At 34.5% G+C, this 18,822-nt stretch carries 18 protein-coding genes and 1 other annotated feature; of the genes, 1 reads left to right on the top strand and 17 read right to left on the bottom strand.

Going from position 1 to position 18,822, the window contains the following annotated elements; translation table 11 throughout:
• Positions 1–127 precede the first annotated feature (127 nt).
• A complete protein-coding gene (gene sigK, locus BN1242_RS10775; RefSeq protein ID WP_062355643.1) occupies positions 128–853 on the top strand; it encodes an RNA polymerase sporulation sigma factor SigK in 726 nt (241 codons plus the stop codon).
• Positions 854–955: 102 nt separating this feature from the next.
• Here the strand turns inward: sigK and BN1242_RS10770 are convergent, their stop codons facing one another.
• The 17 genes from BN1242_RS10770 to recD2 form a co-directional block, all read right to left on the bottom strand.
• The gene (locus BN1242_RS10770; protein WP_062355640.1) at positions 956–1,210 is read right to left on the bottom strand and encodes a YrhC family protein; all 255 of its coding nucleotides are present in this window, start codon (positions 1,208–1,210) and stop codon (positions 956–958) included.
• 130 nt (positions 1,211–1,340) lie between these two features.
• A complete protein-coding gene (mtnN, locus tag BN1242_RS10765) occupies positions 1,341–2,036 on the bottom strand; it encodes a 5'-methylthioadenosine/S-adenosylhomocysteine nucleosidase (RefSeq protein WP_062355637.1) in 696 nt (231 codons plus the stop codon).
• A gap of 12 nt (positions 2,037–2,048) precedes the next feature.
• The gene (locus tag BN1242_RS10760; protein ID WP_062355634.1) at positions 2,049–2,786 is read right to left on the bottom strand and encodes a YrrS family protein; all 738 of its coding nucleotides are present in this window, start codon (positions 2,784–2,786) and stop codon (positions 2,049–2,051) included.
• A gap of 104 nt (positions 2,787–2,890) precedes the next feature.
• On the bottom strand, positions 2,891–4,666 hold the full coding sequence (locus tag BN1242_RS10755; RefSeq protein WP_062355631.1) for a peptidoglycan D,D-transpeptidase FtsI family protein: 1,776 nt from the start codon (positions 4,664–4,666) through the stop codon (positions 2,891–2,893).
• Between the two features lie 177 nt (positions 4,667–4,843).
• On the bottom strand, positions 4,844–5,317 hold the full coding sequence (gene greA / locus BN1242_RS10750; protein WP_062355628.1) for a transcription elongation factor GreA: 474 nt from the start codon (positions 5,315–5,317) through the stop codon (positions 4,844–4,846).
• Positions 5,318–5,635: 318 nt separating this feature from the next.
• Positions 5,636–6,271 carry a uridine kinase gene (udk, locus tag BN1242_RS10745; protein WP_062355625.1) on the bottom strand — a complete coding sequence of 212 codons (636 nt, stop codon included), beginning with the start codon at positions 6,269–6,271 and terminating at the stop codon, positions 5,636–5,638.
• 1 nt (position 6,272) lies between these two features.
• The gene (locus BN1242_RS10740; RefSeq protein ID WP_062355622.1) at positions 6,273–7,541 is read right to left on the bottom strand and encodes a peptidase U32 family protein; all 1,269 of its coding nucleotides are present in this window, start codon (positions 7,539–7,541) and stop codon (positions 6,273–6,275) included.
• A 38-nt stretch (positions 7,542–7,579) separates the two neighbouring features.
• Entirely contained in the window at positions 7,580–8,506 is a 927-nt protein-coding gene (locus BN1242_RS10735) for a peptidase U32 family protein (RefSeq protein ID WP_062355619.1), read from the bottom strand.
• A 67-nt stretch (positions 8,507–8,573) separates the two neighbouring features.
• On the bottom strand, positions 8,574–9,218 hold the full coding sequence (locus tag BN1242_RS10730) for an O-methyltransferase (protein WP_062355616.1): 645 nt from the start codon (positions 9,216–9,218) through the stop codon (positions 8,574–8,576).
• A gap of 163 nt (positions 9,219–9,381) precedes the next feature.
• Positions 9,382–10,500, bottom strand: coding sequence for an endolytic transglycosylase MltG (gene mltG, locus BN1242_RS10725; RefSeq protein ID WP_062355613.1), 1,119 nt, complete (start codon positions 10,498–10,500; stop codon positions 9,382–9,384).
• Positions 10,501–10,670: 170 nt separating this feature from the next.
• The gene (locus BN1242_RS10720) at positions 10,671–10,949 is read right to left on the bottom strand and encodes a DUF1292 domain-containing protein (protein WP_062355610.1); all 279 of its coding nucleotides are present in this window, start codon (positions 10,947–10,949) and stop codon (positions 10,671–10,673) included.
• An 18-nt stretch (positions 10,950–10,967) separates the two neighbouring features.
• Positions 10,968–11,384 (bottom strand): Holliday junction resolvase RuvX, encoded by a 417-nt coding sequence (gene ruvX, locus BN1242_RS10715; RefSeq protein ID WP_062355607.1) that lies wholly within the window; start codon positions 11,382–11,384, stop codon positions 10,968–10,970.
• A complete protein-coding gene (locus BN1242_RS10710; protein ID WP_062355604.1) occupies positions 11,385–11,651 on the bottom strand; it encodes an IreB family regulatory phosphoprotein in 267 nt (88 codons plus the stop codon).
• 74 nt (positions 11,652–11,725) lie between these two features.
• Positions 11,726–14,356 (bottom strand): alanine--tRNA ligase, encoded by a 2,631-nt coding sequence (gene alaS / locus BN1242_RS10705; protein WP_062355601.1) that lies wholly within the window; start codon positions 14,354–14,356, stop codon positions 11,726–11,728.
• A gap of 275 nt (positions 14,357–14,631) precedes the next feature.
• Positions 14,632–14,879 (bottom strand) — a binding site (T-box leader).
• A gap of 67 nt (positions 14,880–14,946) precedes the next feature.
• On the bottom strand, positions 14,947–16,014 hold the full coding sequence (locus BN1242_RS10700; RefSeq protein WP_062355598.1) for an AI-2E family transporter: 1,068 nt from the start codon (positions 16,012–16,014) through the stop codon (positions 14,947–14,949).
• Between the two features lie 54 nt (positions 16,015–16,068).
• Positions 16,069–16,260 carry a hypothetical protein gene (locus BN1242_RS10695; protein ID WP_062356992.1) on the bottom strand — a complete coding sequence of 64 codons (192 nt, stop codon included), beginning with the start codon at positions 16,258–16,260 and terminating at the stop codon, positions 16,069–16,071.
• A 170-nt stretch (positions 16,261–16,430) separates the two neighbouring features.
• Positions 16,431–18,815, bottom strand: coding sequence for an SF1B family DNA helicase RecD2 (recD2, locus tag BN1242_RS10690; protein ID WP_062355595.1), 2,385 nt, complete (start codon positions 18,813–18,815; stop codon positions 16,431–16,433).
• Between the last annotated feature and the right edge of the window lie 7 nt (positions 18,816–18,822).

Below are 18,822 nucleotides of genomic sequence, written 5' to 3'. Positions count from 1 at the left end.
TTTTCTATAACATTCAATAAAAAATTTAGTTTCCCGAAATAGTTTTTTGTATTGGACAAATTAAGTTTTTCTCTTCCCTGCATATAATGGCTTATACGGGGTACTTCTTCGATATGGAGGTGGATAAATGTCCGGAATTTTAACTGCACTTGGAGTTATTTTTAAAGAATTAGTTTTTTTAGTCTCCTATGTTAAAAATAATGCCTTCCCCCAACCTTTATCGACTAAAGAGGAACAGAAATATTTAAAACAATTAGCAAAAGGCGATATGAAAGCAAGAAACATTCTTATCGAACATAATTTACGGCTAGTGGCACATATCGTAAAGAAGTTTGAAAACACCGGTGAAGATCAAGAAGACTTAATTTCAATCGGTACAATTGGTCTTATAAAGGCGATAGAAAGTTACTCAGGAGGAAAAGGTACAAAACTTGCTACATATGCAGCACGGTGTATTGAAAATGAAATATTAATGCATTTACGGGCTTTAAAAAAGACAAAAAAAGATGTATCTCTCCATGACCCAATTGGTCAGGACAAAGAAGGCAATGAGATAAGTTTAATCGATGTACTAAAATCAGATTCAGAGGATGTTATTGAAACCATTCAGCTAAATATGGAATTGGAGAAATTGAAAAATTACTTGGAAGTTCTTGATGATAGAGAAAAAGAAGTTATTATCGGGAGATTCGGACTAGATCTTCAAAAGGAAAAAACTCAGAGGGAAATCGCGAAAGAATTAGGTATATCTAGAAGTTACGTATCGCGAATCGAAAAACGTGCCTTAATGAAAATGTTTCATGAATTTTATCGTGAAGAAAAGGAAAGAAAATCGAAACGAAGCGAAGAATAAAAATAATAGGGCAACGATGACTGTAGCATATCATCACTGCCCTATTTTATCTGTTTGTAGCGGGCATACTTCACCTACGGCTCGCTTTATTTACATTTACTATTAATGGTTTAATTCGTTTATATCATCTTCCATTTCTATTAATTTCTTGCGACAATTAACCGAAACGGTACGGAAGAGAAATGCTAAACTGATAAATATTAATGTAGCAATCATAATAATCGCTAAATGAGTATTCGTTTGTTCGTTACCTTTTATTAATAAACCTAAATAAAAAAATGTGCTAGCTGCCAATAAAATATGAGAGAAGTTTTGGTAGTCAGTTGCTTTCTCCTTTAGTTTTTTCCTATCATCCATTCATCTCACCTGTTATTCTAGTAGTATTTTATAAACTACTAATAGATTAACATATAATACAATACATTTCTGTATGTAATTTTAGGAAAAGCAACTCTTCCATTATTGATTCTTACAGTAAAAACGGAAGTTAATCTAGCTGTTTAACAATATTTAGAACGAGCTTTGTTGAATGGAGGGCTGCTGTCTCCAAAAATTGATCGAATGATATATCGGACTCTTTTCCAGCGATATCTGATAATGAGCGAATAATAACAAAAGGTGTAGAAAACTGGAAAGCTACTTGTGCGATTGCCGCTGCTTCCATTTCTACTGCTTGAACTTGGGTAAAATTTTCTCCTACTTGGCGAACACGATTTGCATCACTCATAAAAGAATCGCCAGTTGCGATTAAGCCTATAACTGTTTGAACACCTGCAATTTCTTTTGCGCTTTCCATAGCAATATTTACTAAATATTCATTAGCCTGATAAGCAGGAGGCATTTGTGGCACTTGGCCAATTTCATAGCCAAAAGCTGTTGCATCCACATCATGGTGACGCACCTCATTTGAAATAACGAGGTCTCCGATTTTGAGCTCGGGGTTTAATCCACCAGCAGAACCTGTATTAATTATATAATCTGGTGAATAACGCTCTAATAAAATAGAGGTTGCCATTGCTGCATTCACTTTGCCGATACCTGATTTTAATAGTATTACTTCTTTGTTAAAGAGAGTTCCAATAGTAAATTCACAATTAGCGATTGTTTCGCTTGTTTTGTTACTTAGTTGTTCTCGTAATATTCTCACTTCTTCTTCCATTGCACCAATAATTGCGATTTTCATTTGTTTCCCTCACTAATTTCGTTTTTTATCATTTACTTTTAATTGTTCCACTTTAGTTGGCAACCAACCTTGTCCGTCTATCCAGTCAAGGTATACACGAAATGTTTGACTTTGATCTTTCGGTGTAATCGTACCAACTACATTTTGGTTAGGAATACCACCGTGGCCGACCCACCACAAAATGATATCTCCTTCATTTAAGCCTGTTGCATATGTTAAAGCTTTCTCCATTTCCTTTCGATCAACCGAACCTTCTTGGTAATTAGTTATATGTTCACCCTTTTGGGTAGTTCCAACTGGTTGCCAATTTGGATTTTTCACTACTCTAATAATATTTGGATCGTTACTTTCTTCTTCAATAATATCCCCGTTTGTGCCATCCTCTTCGCCAGTAGTTTCCTCATCAGAGTCTGTAGGATTATCTTCATCAGCAGTTCCACTAGATTCTGTTTCCTCTTCAGACTCATCTTCAATAGGGTTATTTTCATCCTCATCCGTTTCTTTATCTTCCCCTGCTTTATTTTCCGAGTCTTCCTTATTTCCATTTGTTTCATTTGCATCCTTACTTTTTTGAACGCCACTCGTTTGTTGAGTCGGATTATTATTCAAGTTAGATATTATAGAAGCTCCGACAATGATAATTAATAGAAAAACAATACCAATTAATATATTTAGTACGAAATTTTTCTTTTTTTGTTTGGAATGTTGTTCGACACGTGAGCGTCTCTTTGGTGGATAATAATTACTCAAATACATCTCCTCCCTTAGTTTTATTTACATTAACATTTTACTATAAAAATGGTTTTGTTTTTAACAGTACGATTAAAAGATTATAACATTCCTATAAAATTTTTTTACTGCAATTGATTAGAATGCTTATCTTTATAATCGATTTCATACAGAGTATTCACCACATCACGAAAAACGGGTGTTACCGAACCACTATTCCAAGTTACATCTAAATTTACGACTGCTAAGGCATACTTTGGCTTTTCAAAAGGAAAATAGCCAATAAACCATTTATTTAACAACTCTTCTCCATCCATCTTTTGATTTGTTTGCGCAGTACCTGATTTACCTGCCACTGCATAAGGGAGATCTTTTAAACCGATGCCAGTTCCTTTTTCATTAACGATTACTTCGCGTAATAATTGTTGCAATTTCATCGCCGTATAAGGAGAAATAGAATTTTTTTGATGAACTTGGGGGAATTGGAACATCGTTGTGCCATTTTTATATTGAATAGATGATACGCTACGGACTAATTGCCTATCCCCACCCCTAGCTATAGTTGCCATCATATTTGCTGCAGCAATGGGAGTAATTCGTACGTTATGCTGTCCGATCCCTGAATTTGCTGCGTAATTTAAATCTTTTTGTTCCTCGTTATTTAAGAATACACGTCCCACTTCTTCGTTCGCAAATTGTTTAAAATTGTCAAAGTGGAATACTTCTCCTTGCCAACCTACTTGGGATGTAAGTCCCAATTTTTCTGCATAACTTGTTAAAATAGTAGCATCTTTTTGAGCCAATTCTTTTGCTAATTGGCCAAAAGTGAAATTACAACTTGCTGCAAAACTATCGGTAAAATTTAAAATACCATGATCAAATATTTCATCTTTTTCACCATTAATTTTTTGAGAACAATTGAAAGTTCTACTCGGATTATTTAACTGATGATCAATACTCGCTGCTGCCACAACCGTTTTAAAAATGGAACCGGGTATTTCCGCAGAAAACATATAATTCTTTGCACCATCATTTTTATAAGGATCCGTTTTGTCTAGTTTTGGTCTTGACACAAGGGCTAGTATAGCATTCCTTTCAATATCTAATAAAACTAAACCACCTTTTATTATATTATGCTGATCGACTATGTTTTCCAACATTTTTTGAATTTGATAGTCTATCGTTGTAATTATGTTCAACGGATAATACGGGTTTGCTGGGTCAACATATTTTACATCAATTCCAAACAAAGGCCCTCCCTTTCCATCAACATGATATATTAGTTTTGTCGCTTCTTCTTGTAATAAAAATTCATCGAAGCTCTTTTGCAAACCTGATATTCCTATTAATGTATCACTGGACAGTTTTTTATCTGGATAGCGTTCTTTTAATAATGAATAATTTTCCCCAACAAATCCGATTAACTGTTCTGCAACTGTATCTGATCGAGGGAATTGCTTTTTTACTGCGAAAACACCAGGAATTTGTAATTGGTTTATTTGTTTTACTTGTTCGTCGGTTAAACGTAACGGTTTCGGAGCACCGAAAATTACCGGTCCCTGCGCATCATTTAGCGCTTGATGAAGAGAATAAGGTTCCACCCCGATAATTTCCGCCACTTTATTACTATCCCAATCCATCGTTTTAATAAAAGGAAATAAAATTAATGAAGCATAAGTTTCATGGGTTAATGGAATATAATTTTTATCTAAAAATTTACCTCTACCATTATCAATGACAACTTCTTGGCTCCGCTGTTTAATACTTTGTTCAATTAAGTTAATGTTTCGGCTGGAAAAATGCATTGTATCAATTAATTGAATTTGTGCTAACCGAAAAATAAGTCCTGTGAAAATAATTAATATAGAAATAGATAATAATGTTATACGCTTTTTTATCACATAAACCACCCGTTAACCATTGTTAACGAATGTATTCTATTTTAATCGTATATCCATAATTTCCTTAGTAAGACGAATATATAAATGATAGCAGCAAAAGAAAAGGAGGCAGATTGCTAAAATACCGACTTGCTGTTACTTAAGTGGTAATTATCTGCCTCCAAAAAATGAATGAAATTATTTTATAGCAACTATTTTCACAAGCATTTCTCCGCCAGGCGTCTGAACAGTTACTTCATCGCCTACTTTTTTGCCAATTAAACTTTTCGCTATTGGAGAATCATTGGAAATTCTTCCTTCAAATGGATCAGCTTCTGCACTCCCAACAATTGTATAGCTTTCTTCTTCTCCATCTGGAAGTTCAACAAATGTAACTGATTTCCCTAATGCTACAGTGTCATTATCATTACCATTATCTTCTATAATAACCGCATTACGGATCATTTTTTCTAAAAGAGCAATTCTTCCTTCCACGAAAGCTTGTTCTTCTTTTGCGGAATCATACTCAGAGTTTTCTGATAAATCTCCGAAACTGCGGGCGATTTTTATTCTTTCTACTACTTCTTTCCTTTTAACCGTTTTCAAATGTTCTAATTCTTGAACTATTTTCTCTTTACCTTCTTTTGTCATAGGGTATGTTTTTTCTACCATAATCCTTCACTCCTTCATTTTTTCTCCCGTAACATTATCTATCTTTAATAACAATTGTTTTCATTGAATGAAACGGCCTAATATGTAGGCCGGGAAATGAACGGGTTATATAAAAAATTAAGTGCTTTTGACTAATAATGATCCATTTCATGTCCAATTAGTAGTATGGATGAATGAATATTATTAGCCTGTAGCACTGCTACAAACATTGTTTCTACGGAAGAACATGAAAACATTCCGCATTACTCTAAGTCCTCCCGCAGTTAAAATTCTAAAATAACGTTATGATAAATATTACTATTGATTTATGATATTGTTTCATAAAAAAGACTTTTCTTCAAGGATAGTTTTAATTTTTGTAACCATTAAATCGATAGCAACGTGATTTTGTCCACCTTCTGGAATAATAATATCCGCATATCGTTTAGTCGGTTCAACAAATTGATTATGCATTGGGCGTACAACGGAGACGTATTGATCAATGACCGAATCCATTGTTCTACCACGTTCTTTCGTATCTCGAACAAGCCGGCGAATAATCCGAAGATCAGCATCGGTGTCTACGAATAATTTAATGTCCATTAAATCTCTTAAGCGTTCATCTTCTAGTACTAATATACCTTCTAAAATGATTACTTCTTTCGGTTCCAAGTTAATGACTGTAGTTGATCTCGTGTGCAATGCATAATCATAGACTGGTTTTTCAATTGGTTCGTACTTAATTAAACGTTGTAGATGTTCAATTAATAGATCCGTATCAAATGCAAGCGGATGATCATAATTTGTTTTTAGTCTTTCTTCAAAAGGTAAATGACTCTGGTCTTTATAATATGCATCTTGTTCAATCATTAGTATGAAATCTTGACCAAATTTATTACAAATAGCTCTAGTAACACTCGTTTTCCCTGAACCAGACCCTCCGGCAACACCTATCACGACAGGTTTCTCCTGCATTTTAGTTCTCCTTTCGCATCATGTTATATCTATATACAGGTTTGTCTACTTTAAATTTAACAATTTGCAGAGGATGTCTGGCCGCATCAATTTCCTCTCCATCTTCATTCCAAAGTTTATCAACTTTCATGGTGAAATTTTGAATATTTGGACCAAAAAATTCTACTTCATCACCAGGTTTGAAATAATTCCGCTGTTGTAACGTAACTATATTTGTATCTGCATCATAATCTAGGACCATCCCCGCAAATTCGTGGGTCGGTTTATGTCCATGATTGCCAAACATTTGCTCTTCGTATCCAGGAACTCCTTCAAAAAAGGCAGGTGCTGTATCACGGTTAGCACACTTCCGCAGCTCGTCCAACCATTCTTGTTGGAAAATAAAATGATCTGGGTCAGCACAATAAGCATCAATAACTTTTCGATATACACTTACTACTGTAGCTATATAGTGAATGGATTTCATTCGTCCTTCAATTTTTAAACTATCAATTCCTAATTCAATCATTTTCGGAATAGATTGCAGTAGATTTAAATCTTTCGGACTCATTGCAAAAGCTGGGTCATTTTCATTGAATAATGGTATTTCTTGATCATTTTCTAATTGGTATAAATCATAGTTCCAGCGACATGATTGACAACAACCGCCACGGTTAGAATCACGTGCTGTCATATGATTACTTAATACACAACGACCAGAATATGCTATACACATTGCTCCGTGGATAAATGTTTCAATTTCAATATCAACTTTCGCCTTCATTTCTTCAATTTCTGCTGCACTTGTTTCTCTAGCTAATACGACACGATGTAATCCTTCTTCTTTCCAGTACTGTGCGGCTCTCCAGTTTGTTAATGATTGTTGAGTACTTAAATGCAATTCTAATTTTGGTGCTACTTCTCTACAAGTTTCAATGATTAGAGGGTCAGCAACGATAATACCAGTTACACCTGCTTCCTCTAATCCTCGCAAATAATCTTCTAACCCAGGAATGTTTTCATTGTGCGCAATAATATTAGTTGTTACATACACTTTTGCGCCATAGTTGTTTGCAAACTCCACCCCTTCTTTCATTTCTTCAAGTGTGAAGTTATCTGCATTGGATCTCAATCCATATTCTTGTCCACCAAGAAATACTGCATCTGCACCATACATGATGGCGATTTTTAACTTTTCAAGATTTCCGGCAGGTGCAAGTAATTCCGGCTTTTTTATAATAACTCGTTTGCCATCACGAATTTCTGAAATTTTATCTTGCAAAGTAGTCATTTTACTTGCCTCCTAGAAGTTTTCTGTACAAAAGGCGTTTAGTATACTGTTTCTTTATAGAAAAATCCTGTATCTAGCGGACGATTCACTGGTTGGACTTCTTCAATTTGTTTTACTAAATCCGCTTTAACTTTATTATATTGTTTTCTATTTTCCACTGCTAAATCAATCGCATTGCGATATAGTTTCGTAACAGTCACTAAATAATCGGTTGTTTTCAATACACCTTCAATTTTAAAACTATCAATGTTCGCATCAATTAGTTCTTCTAACTCATCGATGATACAAATATCATTTGGACTCATTATATGTGTTCCATTTACATCTTCAAAGATGGGATATTTATTATCTCGTTCTGCATCGTATAAAAACAATTGTTGATTGTCATCATGTTTCAATTCCATTTGTTCTTTACGGAATTCAAAATAATTGCCAACAAGCTTTCTTTTCGATTGAAACATACAAGTCATCCCATGAACTTGAACTTCAATTTCCACGTCAGTGTTTTCTTTAATTTCAATAATTTCATCCATACTTAGTTCTCTCGAGAGAACTGATCGTAGTGCACGTCGTTTTCCCCAGTAATTGCATTGAAACCAGTTAGTAGCCGTCGTTTCTGGATTCCAATGAAGTTTTAGCTTCGGTGCAACATCACGAGCAATCATTAAAACGGCTGGATCTCCAAATAATACTCCATCGACATTTGCCGTCTGTAAAAATTGCATATAGTCAGTAACATCGTCTAATTTTTCATTATGGAAAATTGCATTTACCGCCACATATACTTTTTTATTGTGAGAATGAATGATGTCTACGGCTTTTAGAACATCACCTCTCGTAAATTCTCCAGCTAAACGAAGACCAAATTGTTGTTCTCCGATTACAAAAGCATCTGCCCCCGCATTTATTAGCGGTTCTAAATCAGATAGTTTTGTTGGTGTTAATAATAATTCCGGTTTAAACATTTGTCTTTCACCCTTTTTTTAATATCTGTTTAAACATATACTAAATATTTATATCGTACAGTAAGCATTACTTTTGTTTTATACTAATAGCAATTCCATCACCAACAGGTAAAATAACTGTTTGATATGATGGATTTTGTATGAGCCATTCATTATAATGGTGAATTTTTTTACCGAGCTTCTTCAACCGGTTATTATTTTCATTGTCCGAATATACATATCCTTTAAAGAGAACATTGTCGGTAATGATGAGGGCTTGTTCTGCTAAGTATGGTTCAAATGTTTGAAAAAACCGTTGATATTGTCCTTTAGCAGCATCAATAAACAAACAATCGAATGGTGCATACTTGGCAACTTCTAAGACCAAATCAAAAGCATCTCCTTCCAACATGGTAATTTGGCCTAGTCTGTTTGCCTGCTGAATATTTGTATGAGCTAATTTTGCCCGGTTATTGTCTCTTTCTATCGTTAAAATTTTTATATTAGGAACCGCTTCAGCAAATCTTAATGCTGAATAACCAATGGCAGTACCGATTTCCAGCATATTTTTCGGCTTGTATAAACGGAGTAATTGCAAAACTGTTTCCATACTATAAGGATCCATAATCGGAACACAGTTTTCTTTTGCATATCTTTCCATTTCTTGAAAAAAAGGAGATCTTTCACTAATAAAACTTTGCAAATAACTATTTAAATGATCACCATTAATCATTTAATAAAATCCCCTTTCAAATCGAGATAACAACAAAAAAGAGTCATCATAAGAAAACAAAGGTTTTCCTACGAATGACGCTTTTTAGAAGCAGGTAAAAATACTTTTTCTATTTTAGCATAGATAAAATAAAAAAGCGATAAGTATAATAAAATAATTGTCCTTATTGAGCAATATACTTATTATACTTTTCATTATGTTCTTTAAAAGTTTTGGAGAAAAGTGTTTCTCCTTCTTTCGTTGCTAAGAAATATAAATAATCGCTTTTAATTGGATATAATGCTGCCTCAATAGAGCTAACACCTGCATTTGCAATCGGACCAGGCGGTAAATTTAAGTTTTTATACGTATTATATGGATCGTCATACTCATAGTCTTTAAAATAAAGTCGATCTTTATGGGTTTGCATAGCATATAATACAGAAGGATCTGTTTGTAATGGCATACCTATATCCATTCGGTTGTAAAAAACACTAGCGATTGTTTTGCGACTCTCCTCATCAGCAGCTTCTTCTTCAATTAATGAAGCGAGTGTTAACAGTTGATGCACCGTCATTTCTTTACTTTTCATATCAGGTAAATATTTCAATATTACCGATTCTGTTTTTGCAACCATTGATTTAATAATCTTTTTCAAATCTGGTTTTTCTTCTGTAAATGTATAGGTTGCTGGAAATAAATAGCCTTCCAAACGATGCTTGATTAATTCATTATCAATTTCATCCGTAAATATGGTCGGATACTGTTCTTTTAATTCTTTTATAAAATTTGCATCAGCTAACAAAGCATCGACATCATTAACCGAATAGGAAGTTTCCCGAGCTATTATTGCGCTAATTTCCTTTAAAGACAATCCTTCAGGTACTGGTATTCTAATTGCTACATCTTTTAACACTTTACCAGTCTTTAAATTGGCAATAATTTCATCAAACGTCATTGAAGGACTTAACTGATACGTACCTGCCTGAAAGCCGGATTCATTTTTAAACTTTACATAATATTTAAAGATTTTTGCATCTTTAATTATTTTTTGTTTTTCTAGCATGTTCGCAATGGAAGTTATCCCAGATCCGAGCGGAATTTCGATTTCTTTGTCGGCTTTATTAGAAGGGTCTAAAGGTTTTAAACTGGAAGTTATATATAAGTAACCTCCTGTTGCTATACCAGTAAAAAGTAAAAATAAAACGATACTAACCGGAAATACGATCTTCCTAACTATTTTTGCTTCTTTTTGTTTCGCTAATAAAATTTCTTGCTTTGATAGTTTTTTATCTTTTTCCATCATTCTCCCCCTTAGATAAGAGAGTATTCAAATTTTCCGTTCTGAATCATTATACTATAACATAATATAAAAAAAACAATTTTTTACGTAAAAAAAGGGCTGTCCTATAGAAACAGTCCTTTTTCATTCAGTATTACAGTGTGTTAGAAAACATCAGCTCTCTATTAAAATTACTCTTCTTCCGAGTCCATATAAGTGTCTAACATTTCTTCGATTAAAACCCACTCTTCATCTGTCTCAATTGGCAATAAATCGCCTTCTTCTTCACCAGGAATGAAACTTGATGCATGAATTTCAATATGACCATCCTCATCTTCTTCTGCACCAACAGGGTAGTAAAGAACATATGACTTTCCAAACTCCTCTGATTCAAATGTAAATAAAATTTCACAAAGCTGTTCGTTACCTTCTTCATCAATTACTGTAATATGGTTATCTCCATGTTCCATTATTCATTCCTCCTGAGTTTATTTCATACTATCTAAATAACCTTGTAAAATCATTACTGCAGCCATTTTATCAATTACTTTTTTCCTTTTTTTTCGGCTCATATCCGCTTCTATTAGTACCCTTTCAGCGGCCATCGTCGTTAAACGCTCATCCCATAAAACAACTGGTAATGAAAAGGTTTCTTCCAATAGTTTTGCATAAAATTTACTTGCTTCTCCCCGTGGACCGATTGTGCCATTCATATTTTTAGGGAGACCAACGACAAATTTGTCTACATGATATTGTTCGACGATTTGTGCCAATTTATTTATTCCATATTCTTTCTTCTCTTCATTAATGGATATCGTTTCAATACCTTGAGCTGTCCAGCCGAATTCATCACTGATTGCAACTCCAACAGTTTTTGATCCGACATCTAAACCTAAAATCCGCATTTACTTATCCTCTCGTTGCTGTAAATAAAATTTTACTAGCTCTTCAATTATTTCGTCTCTTTCAAGTTTCCGAATAATATTACGGGCGTCCTTATGTCTCGGAATATAGGCAGGATCTCCGGATAGTAAATAGCCGACAATTTGATTTATCGGATTATAACCTTTTTCCTCTAGTGCAGAAAAAACTTGAAACAATACTTCCTTAACTTCGTGCTTATATGGTTCTTCTGGAAAATGAAATTGCATCGTTTTATCAAGTGAACTCATAATTCTGGCACCTCACTTTCGTCCATCGCACTTCCAAATACTGATAATTCTATTCTACACTAGTTGCCAAGCTATTAAAACTGTTTTATCCATTCTTTAACAAAGTTTAAGGCGTCGGTTAATTTTTCAGGGTCTTTCCCACCAGCTTGAGCCATATCTGGACGACCTCCACCACCGCCACCGCATATTCCAGCGATTTCTTTAATTAATTTTCCTGCATGATATTTATTTGTTAAATCTTTTGTTACACCGACAATTAGTTGAACCTTATCATCATTAACAGAACCGAGGACGATAATACCTGAACCAATTTTTTGTTTCAAATCATCAAGAATTGTCCGTAATTGAGTGACATCTTTCGCTTGAACTTGCTTTGCTAAAAATTTCACCCCTGCAACTTCTTGGACGTCATCAATTAAGTTCCCAGCTTCTAAATTACTTAGTTTTGCTGTTAATGATTCATTTTGCTTTTGCAACTCTTTTACCTCTTGGTGAAGTTGAGAAATTTTAGTTGGTACATCCAACGGTTTTGTTTTCAATAATTTGGCACTTGTTTTTAAAACTTGAATTTGATCATTGATAAAATGATACGCGTTTTCACCTGTAACTGCCTCTATCCTTCTCGTACCTGCTCCAATGCCGCTTTCTGACACAATTTTAAACAAACCTATTACAGCTGAATTTGGCACATGACAACCTCCACAAAGTTCCAAGGAGTAATCGCCAACTTTCACTACTCGAACGACATCGCCATATTTTTCCCCAAATAAAGCCATTGCTCCCATCGCTTTTGCTTCATTAATTCCAGAGTATGATGTTTCGACTAGAAGTCCAGCCATTATTTTCTGATTTACAATTGTTTCAATTTTATCTAACTCTTCATCAGTAATTTGACCGAAATGAGAAAAATCAAAGCGTAATCTTTCTGCTTCAACTAATGATCCAGCTTGGTTCACATGTTCTCCTAAAACATCTTTTAAAGCTTGGTGAAGTAAATGGGTTGCTGTGTGATTTTTTGTAATCTGTTGTCGATTATTTTTATCTACTTGCAATCGGACTTGTTGATTTTGTTTCAGATTACCTGATTCAATCAACACTCGATGTAAATTTTGCCCATGTGGTGCTTTTTGTACATCTTTTACAACTGCTTTCACGTCTAAAGAGCTTATATAGCCAACATCTGCAATTTGGCCTCCACTCTCAGCGTAAAAAGGAGTTTTAGAAAAGATTACATCTACTTCTTCACCCGCTTGAGCTTCTCCCACTAGTTGTCCAGCTTTTACAATAGCTGCAACTTGTGTATCACATTCTAACATTTCATATCCAATAAATTCGCTATCAATTGTTAAATCACCTAAAACGCCACTTTGAATATGCATGGAGTCCGTATCTTGTCGAGCTTTTCGGGCCCTATCCCGTTGCTCTTCCATTTCTTTTTCGAAGCCAACATAATCTATTTCCATTCCCTCATCTTTGGCATATTCATCTGTCAACTCAACTGGGAAGCCATACGTATCATAGAGACGAAATGCATCTATTCCTGGAATCATATTACTACCAGCAGCTTTTGCATTTTTAATCACCGTTGCTAAAATTTCTAATCCGTCATTTAACGTTTCATGAAATCTTTCTTCCTCTGTCTTAATAACTTTTTGAATAAAATCTGATTTGTTATTTACTTCCGGATAGTAATCAACCATTATTTTCCCAACAGTTGGAACTAATTCATACATAAACGGACGATTGATTTGAATTGTTTTTGCAAATCGAACAGCTCTTCTTAGTAATCTCCGTAATACGTAACCCCTTCCTTCATTCGAAGGTAAAGCACCATCACTAATAGCAAAGGCAACTGTTCGAATATGGTCAGCGATGACGCGGAAAGCAATATCTTTTTTCTGATCTTCTCGATATTTCTCACCAGAAATTTTCTCTGTCGCTTGAATGATTGGCATGAACAAATCAGTATCAAAATTAGTTGGCACTTCTTGAATAATCGAAGCCATTCTTTCTAAACCCATACCTGTATCAATGTTTTTCTTTGGCAGAGGTGTATATGTACCGTCTGGATTATGATTAAATTGAGAAAAAACTAAGTTCCATACTTCTAAATAGCGGTCATTCTCTCCTCCAGGATAAGCTTCAGGATCATTTGGGTCATCTCCATATTCGGAGCCACGATCATAAAAAATTTCCGAGTTTGGGCCACTTGGACCTTCTCCAATATCCCAAAAGTTTCCTTCTAGCCGAATAATTCGTTCTTCAGGGACACCGATTTTTTTTGACCAAATTTCATATGCTTCATCATCTTCTGGATGAATTGTTACCGATAGTTTCTCTTTATCAAAACCGATCCATTTTGGGTCAGTTAAAAATTCCCAAGCCCAAGCAATTGCTTCTTCTTTAAAGTAATCTCCGATGGAAAAATTACCTAACATTTCAAAGAACGTATGGTGTCTCGGAGTAAAACCAACATTTTCAATATCATTTGTCCGAATCGACTTTTGTGCATTAGTTATTCTTGGGTTATCTGGTTTTATCGTTCCATCAAAATATTTTTTTAACGTTGCTACTCCGCTGTTAATCCATAGTAATGTTGGATCTTCATGAGGAATTAACGATGCGCTAGGTTCAACTTTATGGCCTTTTTCTTCAAAAAACTGTAAAAACATACGGCGTATTTCCGCGCCTGTTAATGATTTCATGCAATTACCTCCAATTTCTGTAATTTTAGTTAAGTCACATTACTTTTGCGATGGCTACCCTGAAAATTCGGCTCGGCTGTTCCCGTCGTAGTCGCCGCCTTACACTACAATCAACAACTGCCTAAAAATCTCAATAAACAATAACATAGCCTTTCCGATAAAAGAAGTTGTCGCGCAAGTTCTAGTTGTGCAATGTCGCCCCAGTCCAAGTAAAGTGGCCTACCCTTTTGAAGAAAACAAAAATTCTCAACAAATAAAAAAACCCCTCTTCCCTAAGCAGGGACGAGGAGTTACCCGTGGTACCACCCTGATTATGAAAGTGTTTATGACAAGAGCCATAACCACTAATTCACTTTCATCGCTTATTCGCCTTAACGCGGCAGAACGGCAGGGTTTAACTGCACTCCAGACTAGCCTTCTGTCATCCTTCATCTAGAATTTCTCTCAGCCACGGAAATTCCTCTCTGACATGCCAAGCATGATAGATGGACTATGACATACTCTTTTCCTTCGACGTTTTTAACCATATATAAATGGATTATATTCATCTTTCGTTATTTTGTCAAATAAGGTTTTTCGGTAATTTCTAGTTAATTTTCCGTTCTTGCTGGAAAAACTTTATAGTACTGTAAAATAGCTGTTTTTATAATCGCTACAATGGGAACTGCCACTATTAAACCAATGACACCACCAACTTCTCCGCCTAGTAGAATAGAAAACATAATTAGTAGTGGATGCATTTTCAAGCTTTTTCCGACAATTAACGGAGATAAAATATTCCCTTCTATAAATTGCAACACAAAAATAATGATAATTACAAAAATCACTAATTTTACTGATGTCGTTGCTGCAATAATTACAGCTGGTATCGCACCAATAATTGGGCCAAAATAGGGAATTACATTCGTAGCTCCGACAATAAAACCTAATAATAATGGATATTTTAAATCTATTAGCCAAAATAACACACTGGAAACAACACCAATAAGGCCGCATACCATTAGCTGTCCGCGAATATAATTTCCTAATGACTCGTTAACATTTTCAATAAATCGTCTTGTTTCATTACGCCATTTATTTGGCACAATATACCAAAAAAAATCCGCTAAATAGTCACTATCTTTTATCATATAAAAGGCAATAAAAGGTATTAAAATGATAATAAATAAGGAATTAAAAACGGCAAAAACAAATTTTAACGTCTTCTCTGCGAAACGTTCTATCCCGTTATTTATCGCTTCAAATCCATGTTCAATTTGCTCTTGAATTCCAATTGGCCAATTGTTTGTCTTATTTTCAATCCAAACCGCCCAATTTTCATATTGGTTGATTAATAACGGGGTATTCTTTGATAAATCATTCAGCTGGTTTATAAATATCGGTATGCCTTTATATATTAAGAACCCGACCCCGCCAAAAAAAAGCAAATAAATAATTAGTACTGATAACCATTTTGGCAGACCATTTTTGTGTAAACCTCTTACAAGTGGCTGAAGTAAGTAGGTAATAAAGGCCGCAATTACAAACGGAAAAATGGCTGATAATAGTATATGTAAGATTGGTTGCCAATACGGTTGCAACTTAAAAAAAATAAACAAAACAATAAATAGTAATAATAAAAATCCTAATCTGTAAAACCATTTTACTTTAATATCCATTGGCAAACCTCCTCCTATTAGTTTGCCAATCCATAGATCCATATATTCTTTCGCTTATGCATTAATACGTCTTGATTCTTCAGCAAATAAATCATCTAAAGAAGATAATGAACCGTCCTCTTCCACTTGATGAGTATGAATGATACCTTTTTGAATAGATAATTCAATATAACAGTTCCAACAATAGTATTGATTTATACCTATTTTTCCAATATCTTTACTCTGGCAATTAGGACAAGAAAAAATCAATGGAAACACCTCTTTAATAGAAATCTCGTTTTAGTATATTTTGCAATAAATCAATTGTTCCGAATAAGTCTTATACCATTAAAAATTGTGTCCAAATTGCCAATATAATAAACCTTAAAAAATTGTTTCACAAATAAAAACGGGTTTTCCTTTTGTGGACAAACCCGTTAACTTGATTTTTCAAGAAAATCGTATGGTGTAATATTTTCCATGCCAATCATTGGATCAGCATTCATTAATTTTTCTTCAATGGATAAACTTTGAGGCTCCTCACTAGAATAGTGAAAGGAATTTGTTTTTAACGTTTCCAGTAACCTTGGTGTCAATGTCGTATTGCGCTGGTTATCATCGGTGCGATTTACAGCCATTTTAAATGCATCTGCTTCACCGCAAATAATTAATATTTGCTTACTTCGTGTTACTGCAGTATAAAATAAATTCCGCCGCAACATTCGATAATATCCTTTTACGACAGGAAGTAACACGACAGGGAATTCGCTTCCTTGTGCTTTATGAATACTACAACAGTATGCAAGGGTAATTTGATTTAAATCTTGTCGTAAATAAGTTACTTCATTCCCTTCAAAATTAACAATAAGTTGATCTTGTTTATCTTCATTTTCTTTTGCATATAATATTGCTACAACTTCCCCTATATCCCCATTAAAAATATTTTTTTCAGGCTGATTAATAAGCTGTAACACTTTATCACCAACCCGATAAACTATATCGCCGAACTTGATTTCCCTCTTTTTATTACTTTCATTACTATTTAATATTTCTTGTAGCAGTTGATTTAAATAGTCAATCCCAGCTGGTCCACGATACATCGGAGCTAACACTTGAATATCTTTTGGTGTATAACCTTTATTTATCGCTTTCGTAATGATTTGTTTAATTACCTCACCTATTTGATTGGAATTACAAGCGATAAAAGAGCGGTCTTTCTGTTGGGCTGTCAAGTCAATTGGAACGATGCCATTTTTTATCGAGTGAGCTAAATCGATAATCGATGAGCCGCTCGCTTGCCGATATATTTCATTTAAACGGATAGTAGGAACTTTTTCACTCATTAGTAAATCTTTCAAAACTTGTCCTGGTCCGACAGATGGCAATTGGTCTTCATCCCCAACTAATATTACTTGCATTTGATCTGGGATTGCTTTAAATAAATTATGGGCTAGCCAAATGTCAACCATGGACATCTCATCAACTATTAAAATTTTCCCTTCAATTGGGTTATCTTCATCGTGATCAAAAGTTTCTGATCCATTCCAACCGAGCAATCGATGAATAGTAACAGCTGGGAGACCCGTTGATTCAGTCATCCTTTTTGCTGCTCGTCCAGTTGGTGCTGCTAATAAAAAAGGAAACACATCTTCTTTTTTATAGTCTTTCGGATTCAGTGAGCAGCCATGCAGTTCACTATATAATTCAACAATTCCTTTAATTACTGTCGTTTTTCCAGTACCTGGTCCCCCGGTTAAAATTAACATCGGGGACATTAATGCCGTTTGAATTGCTTCTTTTTGCGTAAGTGCATATTGAATTTGCAAACGATCTTCTAAATTGCCTAACGCTAGTAAAAATTCCGATTCTGGGAATTGGTTTTCATATTCTGTCTGCGCAAGAATTCGTTTAATATTTTTAACTAACCCTTTTTCAGAAAAATAAATAGAAGGTATATAGATTCGATCGTCTTCGGTTATTATTTTTCCTTCTTCTTCTAACTTTAATAGCTCATAATCGACTGTTTCATGTAAAATTTCCACTGGCTGATTAGCTTCCAACAAATTTTTTACAGCGGAGATAAGTTCATTTCGAGCTAAATAACAATGTCCATCAGATAAACAAACCGTTTGTAGCGTGTATAGACAACCAGCTTTGATCCGATCCGGATGGTTTCCTTTAATATTTAATTTGGCACCTAATTCATCAGCACGGCCAAAACCAATTCCTTCAACATCTTCTACTAGTTTGTAAGGATTGCTTTCTATAATCGTTAACGTTTGTTCTTTATATATTTGGTAAATCCGCATCGATAATTGCGGCCCAAATCCATAATGATTTAAGGAAATTAAAATTTTTTCTAATCCTTGATTTTCTAGTAATGTTTTATATAATTGTTCCGCTCGCTCAGCAGTTAATTTCGGGATCGTAGCAAGAATCGATGGTTGCTCAAGAATTTTTGAAATCGCATTTTCTCCTAATGTTTCTACTATCGTTTCGGCTGTTTTTTTACCGATACCTTTAAATAATTCACTCGATAAGTAATGGATTAATCCTTGCTTTGATTTAGGCAACTCCTTTTGAAAATGGGTGGAATGAAATTGGACACCATAACGAGGATGCTCTTGAAATTTCCCATAAAAAATATAGCTTTCTTCTTCGTGTATTCGAGGAAAATAACCAGTGACTACTGCTTCCTTTTCCTCATATGGTTCACTCGTTTCTTCTACACGAATTTTTAGGACTGAATATAAATTAGTTTCGTTATGGAAAATAGTTACAATTAGCCGACCTTTAATAAACTTTTCCTCCGCTAGTGTCACCCTATTT

It is taken from the genome of Bacillus kwashiorkori (assembly GCF_001375515.1).
Lineage (GTDB): Bacteria > Bacillota > Bacilli > Bacillales > Caldibacillaceae > Bacillus_BK > Bacillus_BK kwashiorkori.
The sequence above is the reverse complement of the archived record's forward strand: the minus strand, read 5'-3'. Positions and strand labels throughout refer to the sequence as shown.

Coding starts and splice junctions, on each gene's coding strand:
- BN1242_RS10700 (WP_062355598.1), bottom strand. CDS start 16,014: ATGGATATTAAAGTAAAATGGTTTTACAGATTAGGATTTTTATTATTA.
- BN1242_RS10770 (WP_062355640.1), bottom strand. CDS start 1,210: ATGGATGATAGGAAAAAACTAAAGGAGAAAGCAACTGACTACCAAAAC.
- alaS (WP_062355601.1), bottom strand. CDS start 14,356: ATGAAATCATTAACAGGCGCGGAAATACGCCGTATGTTTTTACAGTTT.
- BN1242_RS10730 (WP_062355616.1), bottom strand. CDS start 9,218: ATGATTAATGGTGATCATTTAAATAGTTATTTGCAAAGTTTTATTAGT.
- BN1242_RS10720 (WP_062355610.1), bottom strand. CDS start 10,949: ATGGAACATGGAGATAACCATATTACAGTAATTGATGAAGAAGGTAAC.
- mtnN (WP_062355637.1), bottom strand. CDS start 2,036: ATGAAAATCGCAATTATTGGTGCAATGGAAGAAGAAGTGAGAATATTA.
- sigK (WP_062355643.1), top strand. CDS start 128: ATGTCCGGAATTTTAACTGCACTTGGAGTTATTTTTAAAGAATTAGTT.
- BN1242_RS10740 (WP_062355622.1), bottom strand. CDS start 7,541: ATGACTACTTTGCAAGATAAAATTTCAGAAATTCGTGATGGCAAACGA.
- BN1242_RS10735 (WP_062355619.1), bottom strand. CDS start 8,506: ATGTTTAAACCGGAATTATTATTAACACCAACAAAACTATCTGATTTA.
- greA (WP_062355628.1), bottom strand. CDS start 5,317: ATGGTAGAAAAAACATACCCTATGACAAAAGAAGGTAAAGAGAAAATA.
- udk (WP_062355625.1), bottom strand. CDS start 6,271: ATGCAGGAGAAACCTGTCGTGATAGGTGTTGCCGGAGGGTCTGGTTCA.
- ruvX (WP_062355607.1), bottom strand. CDS start 11,384: ATGCGGATTTTAGGTTTAGATGTCGGATCAAAAACTGTTGGAGTTGCA.
- mltG (WP_062355613.1), bottom strand. CDS start 10,500: ATGGAAAAAGATAAAAAACTATCAAAGCAAGAAATTTTATTAGCGAAA.
- BN1242_RS10710 (WP_062355604.1), bottom strand. CDS start 11,651: ATGAGTTCACTTGATAAAACGATGCAATTTCATTTTCCAGAAGAACCA.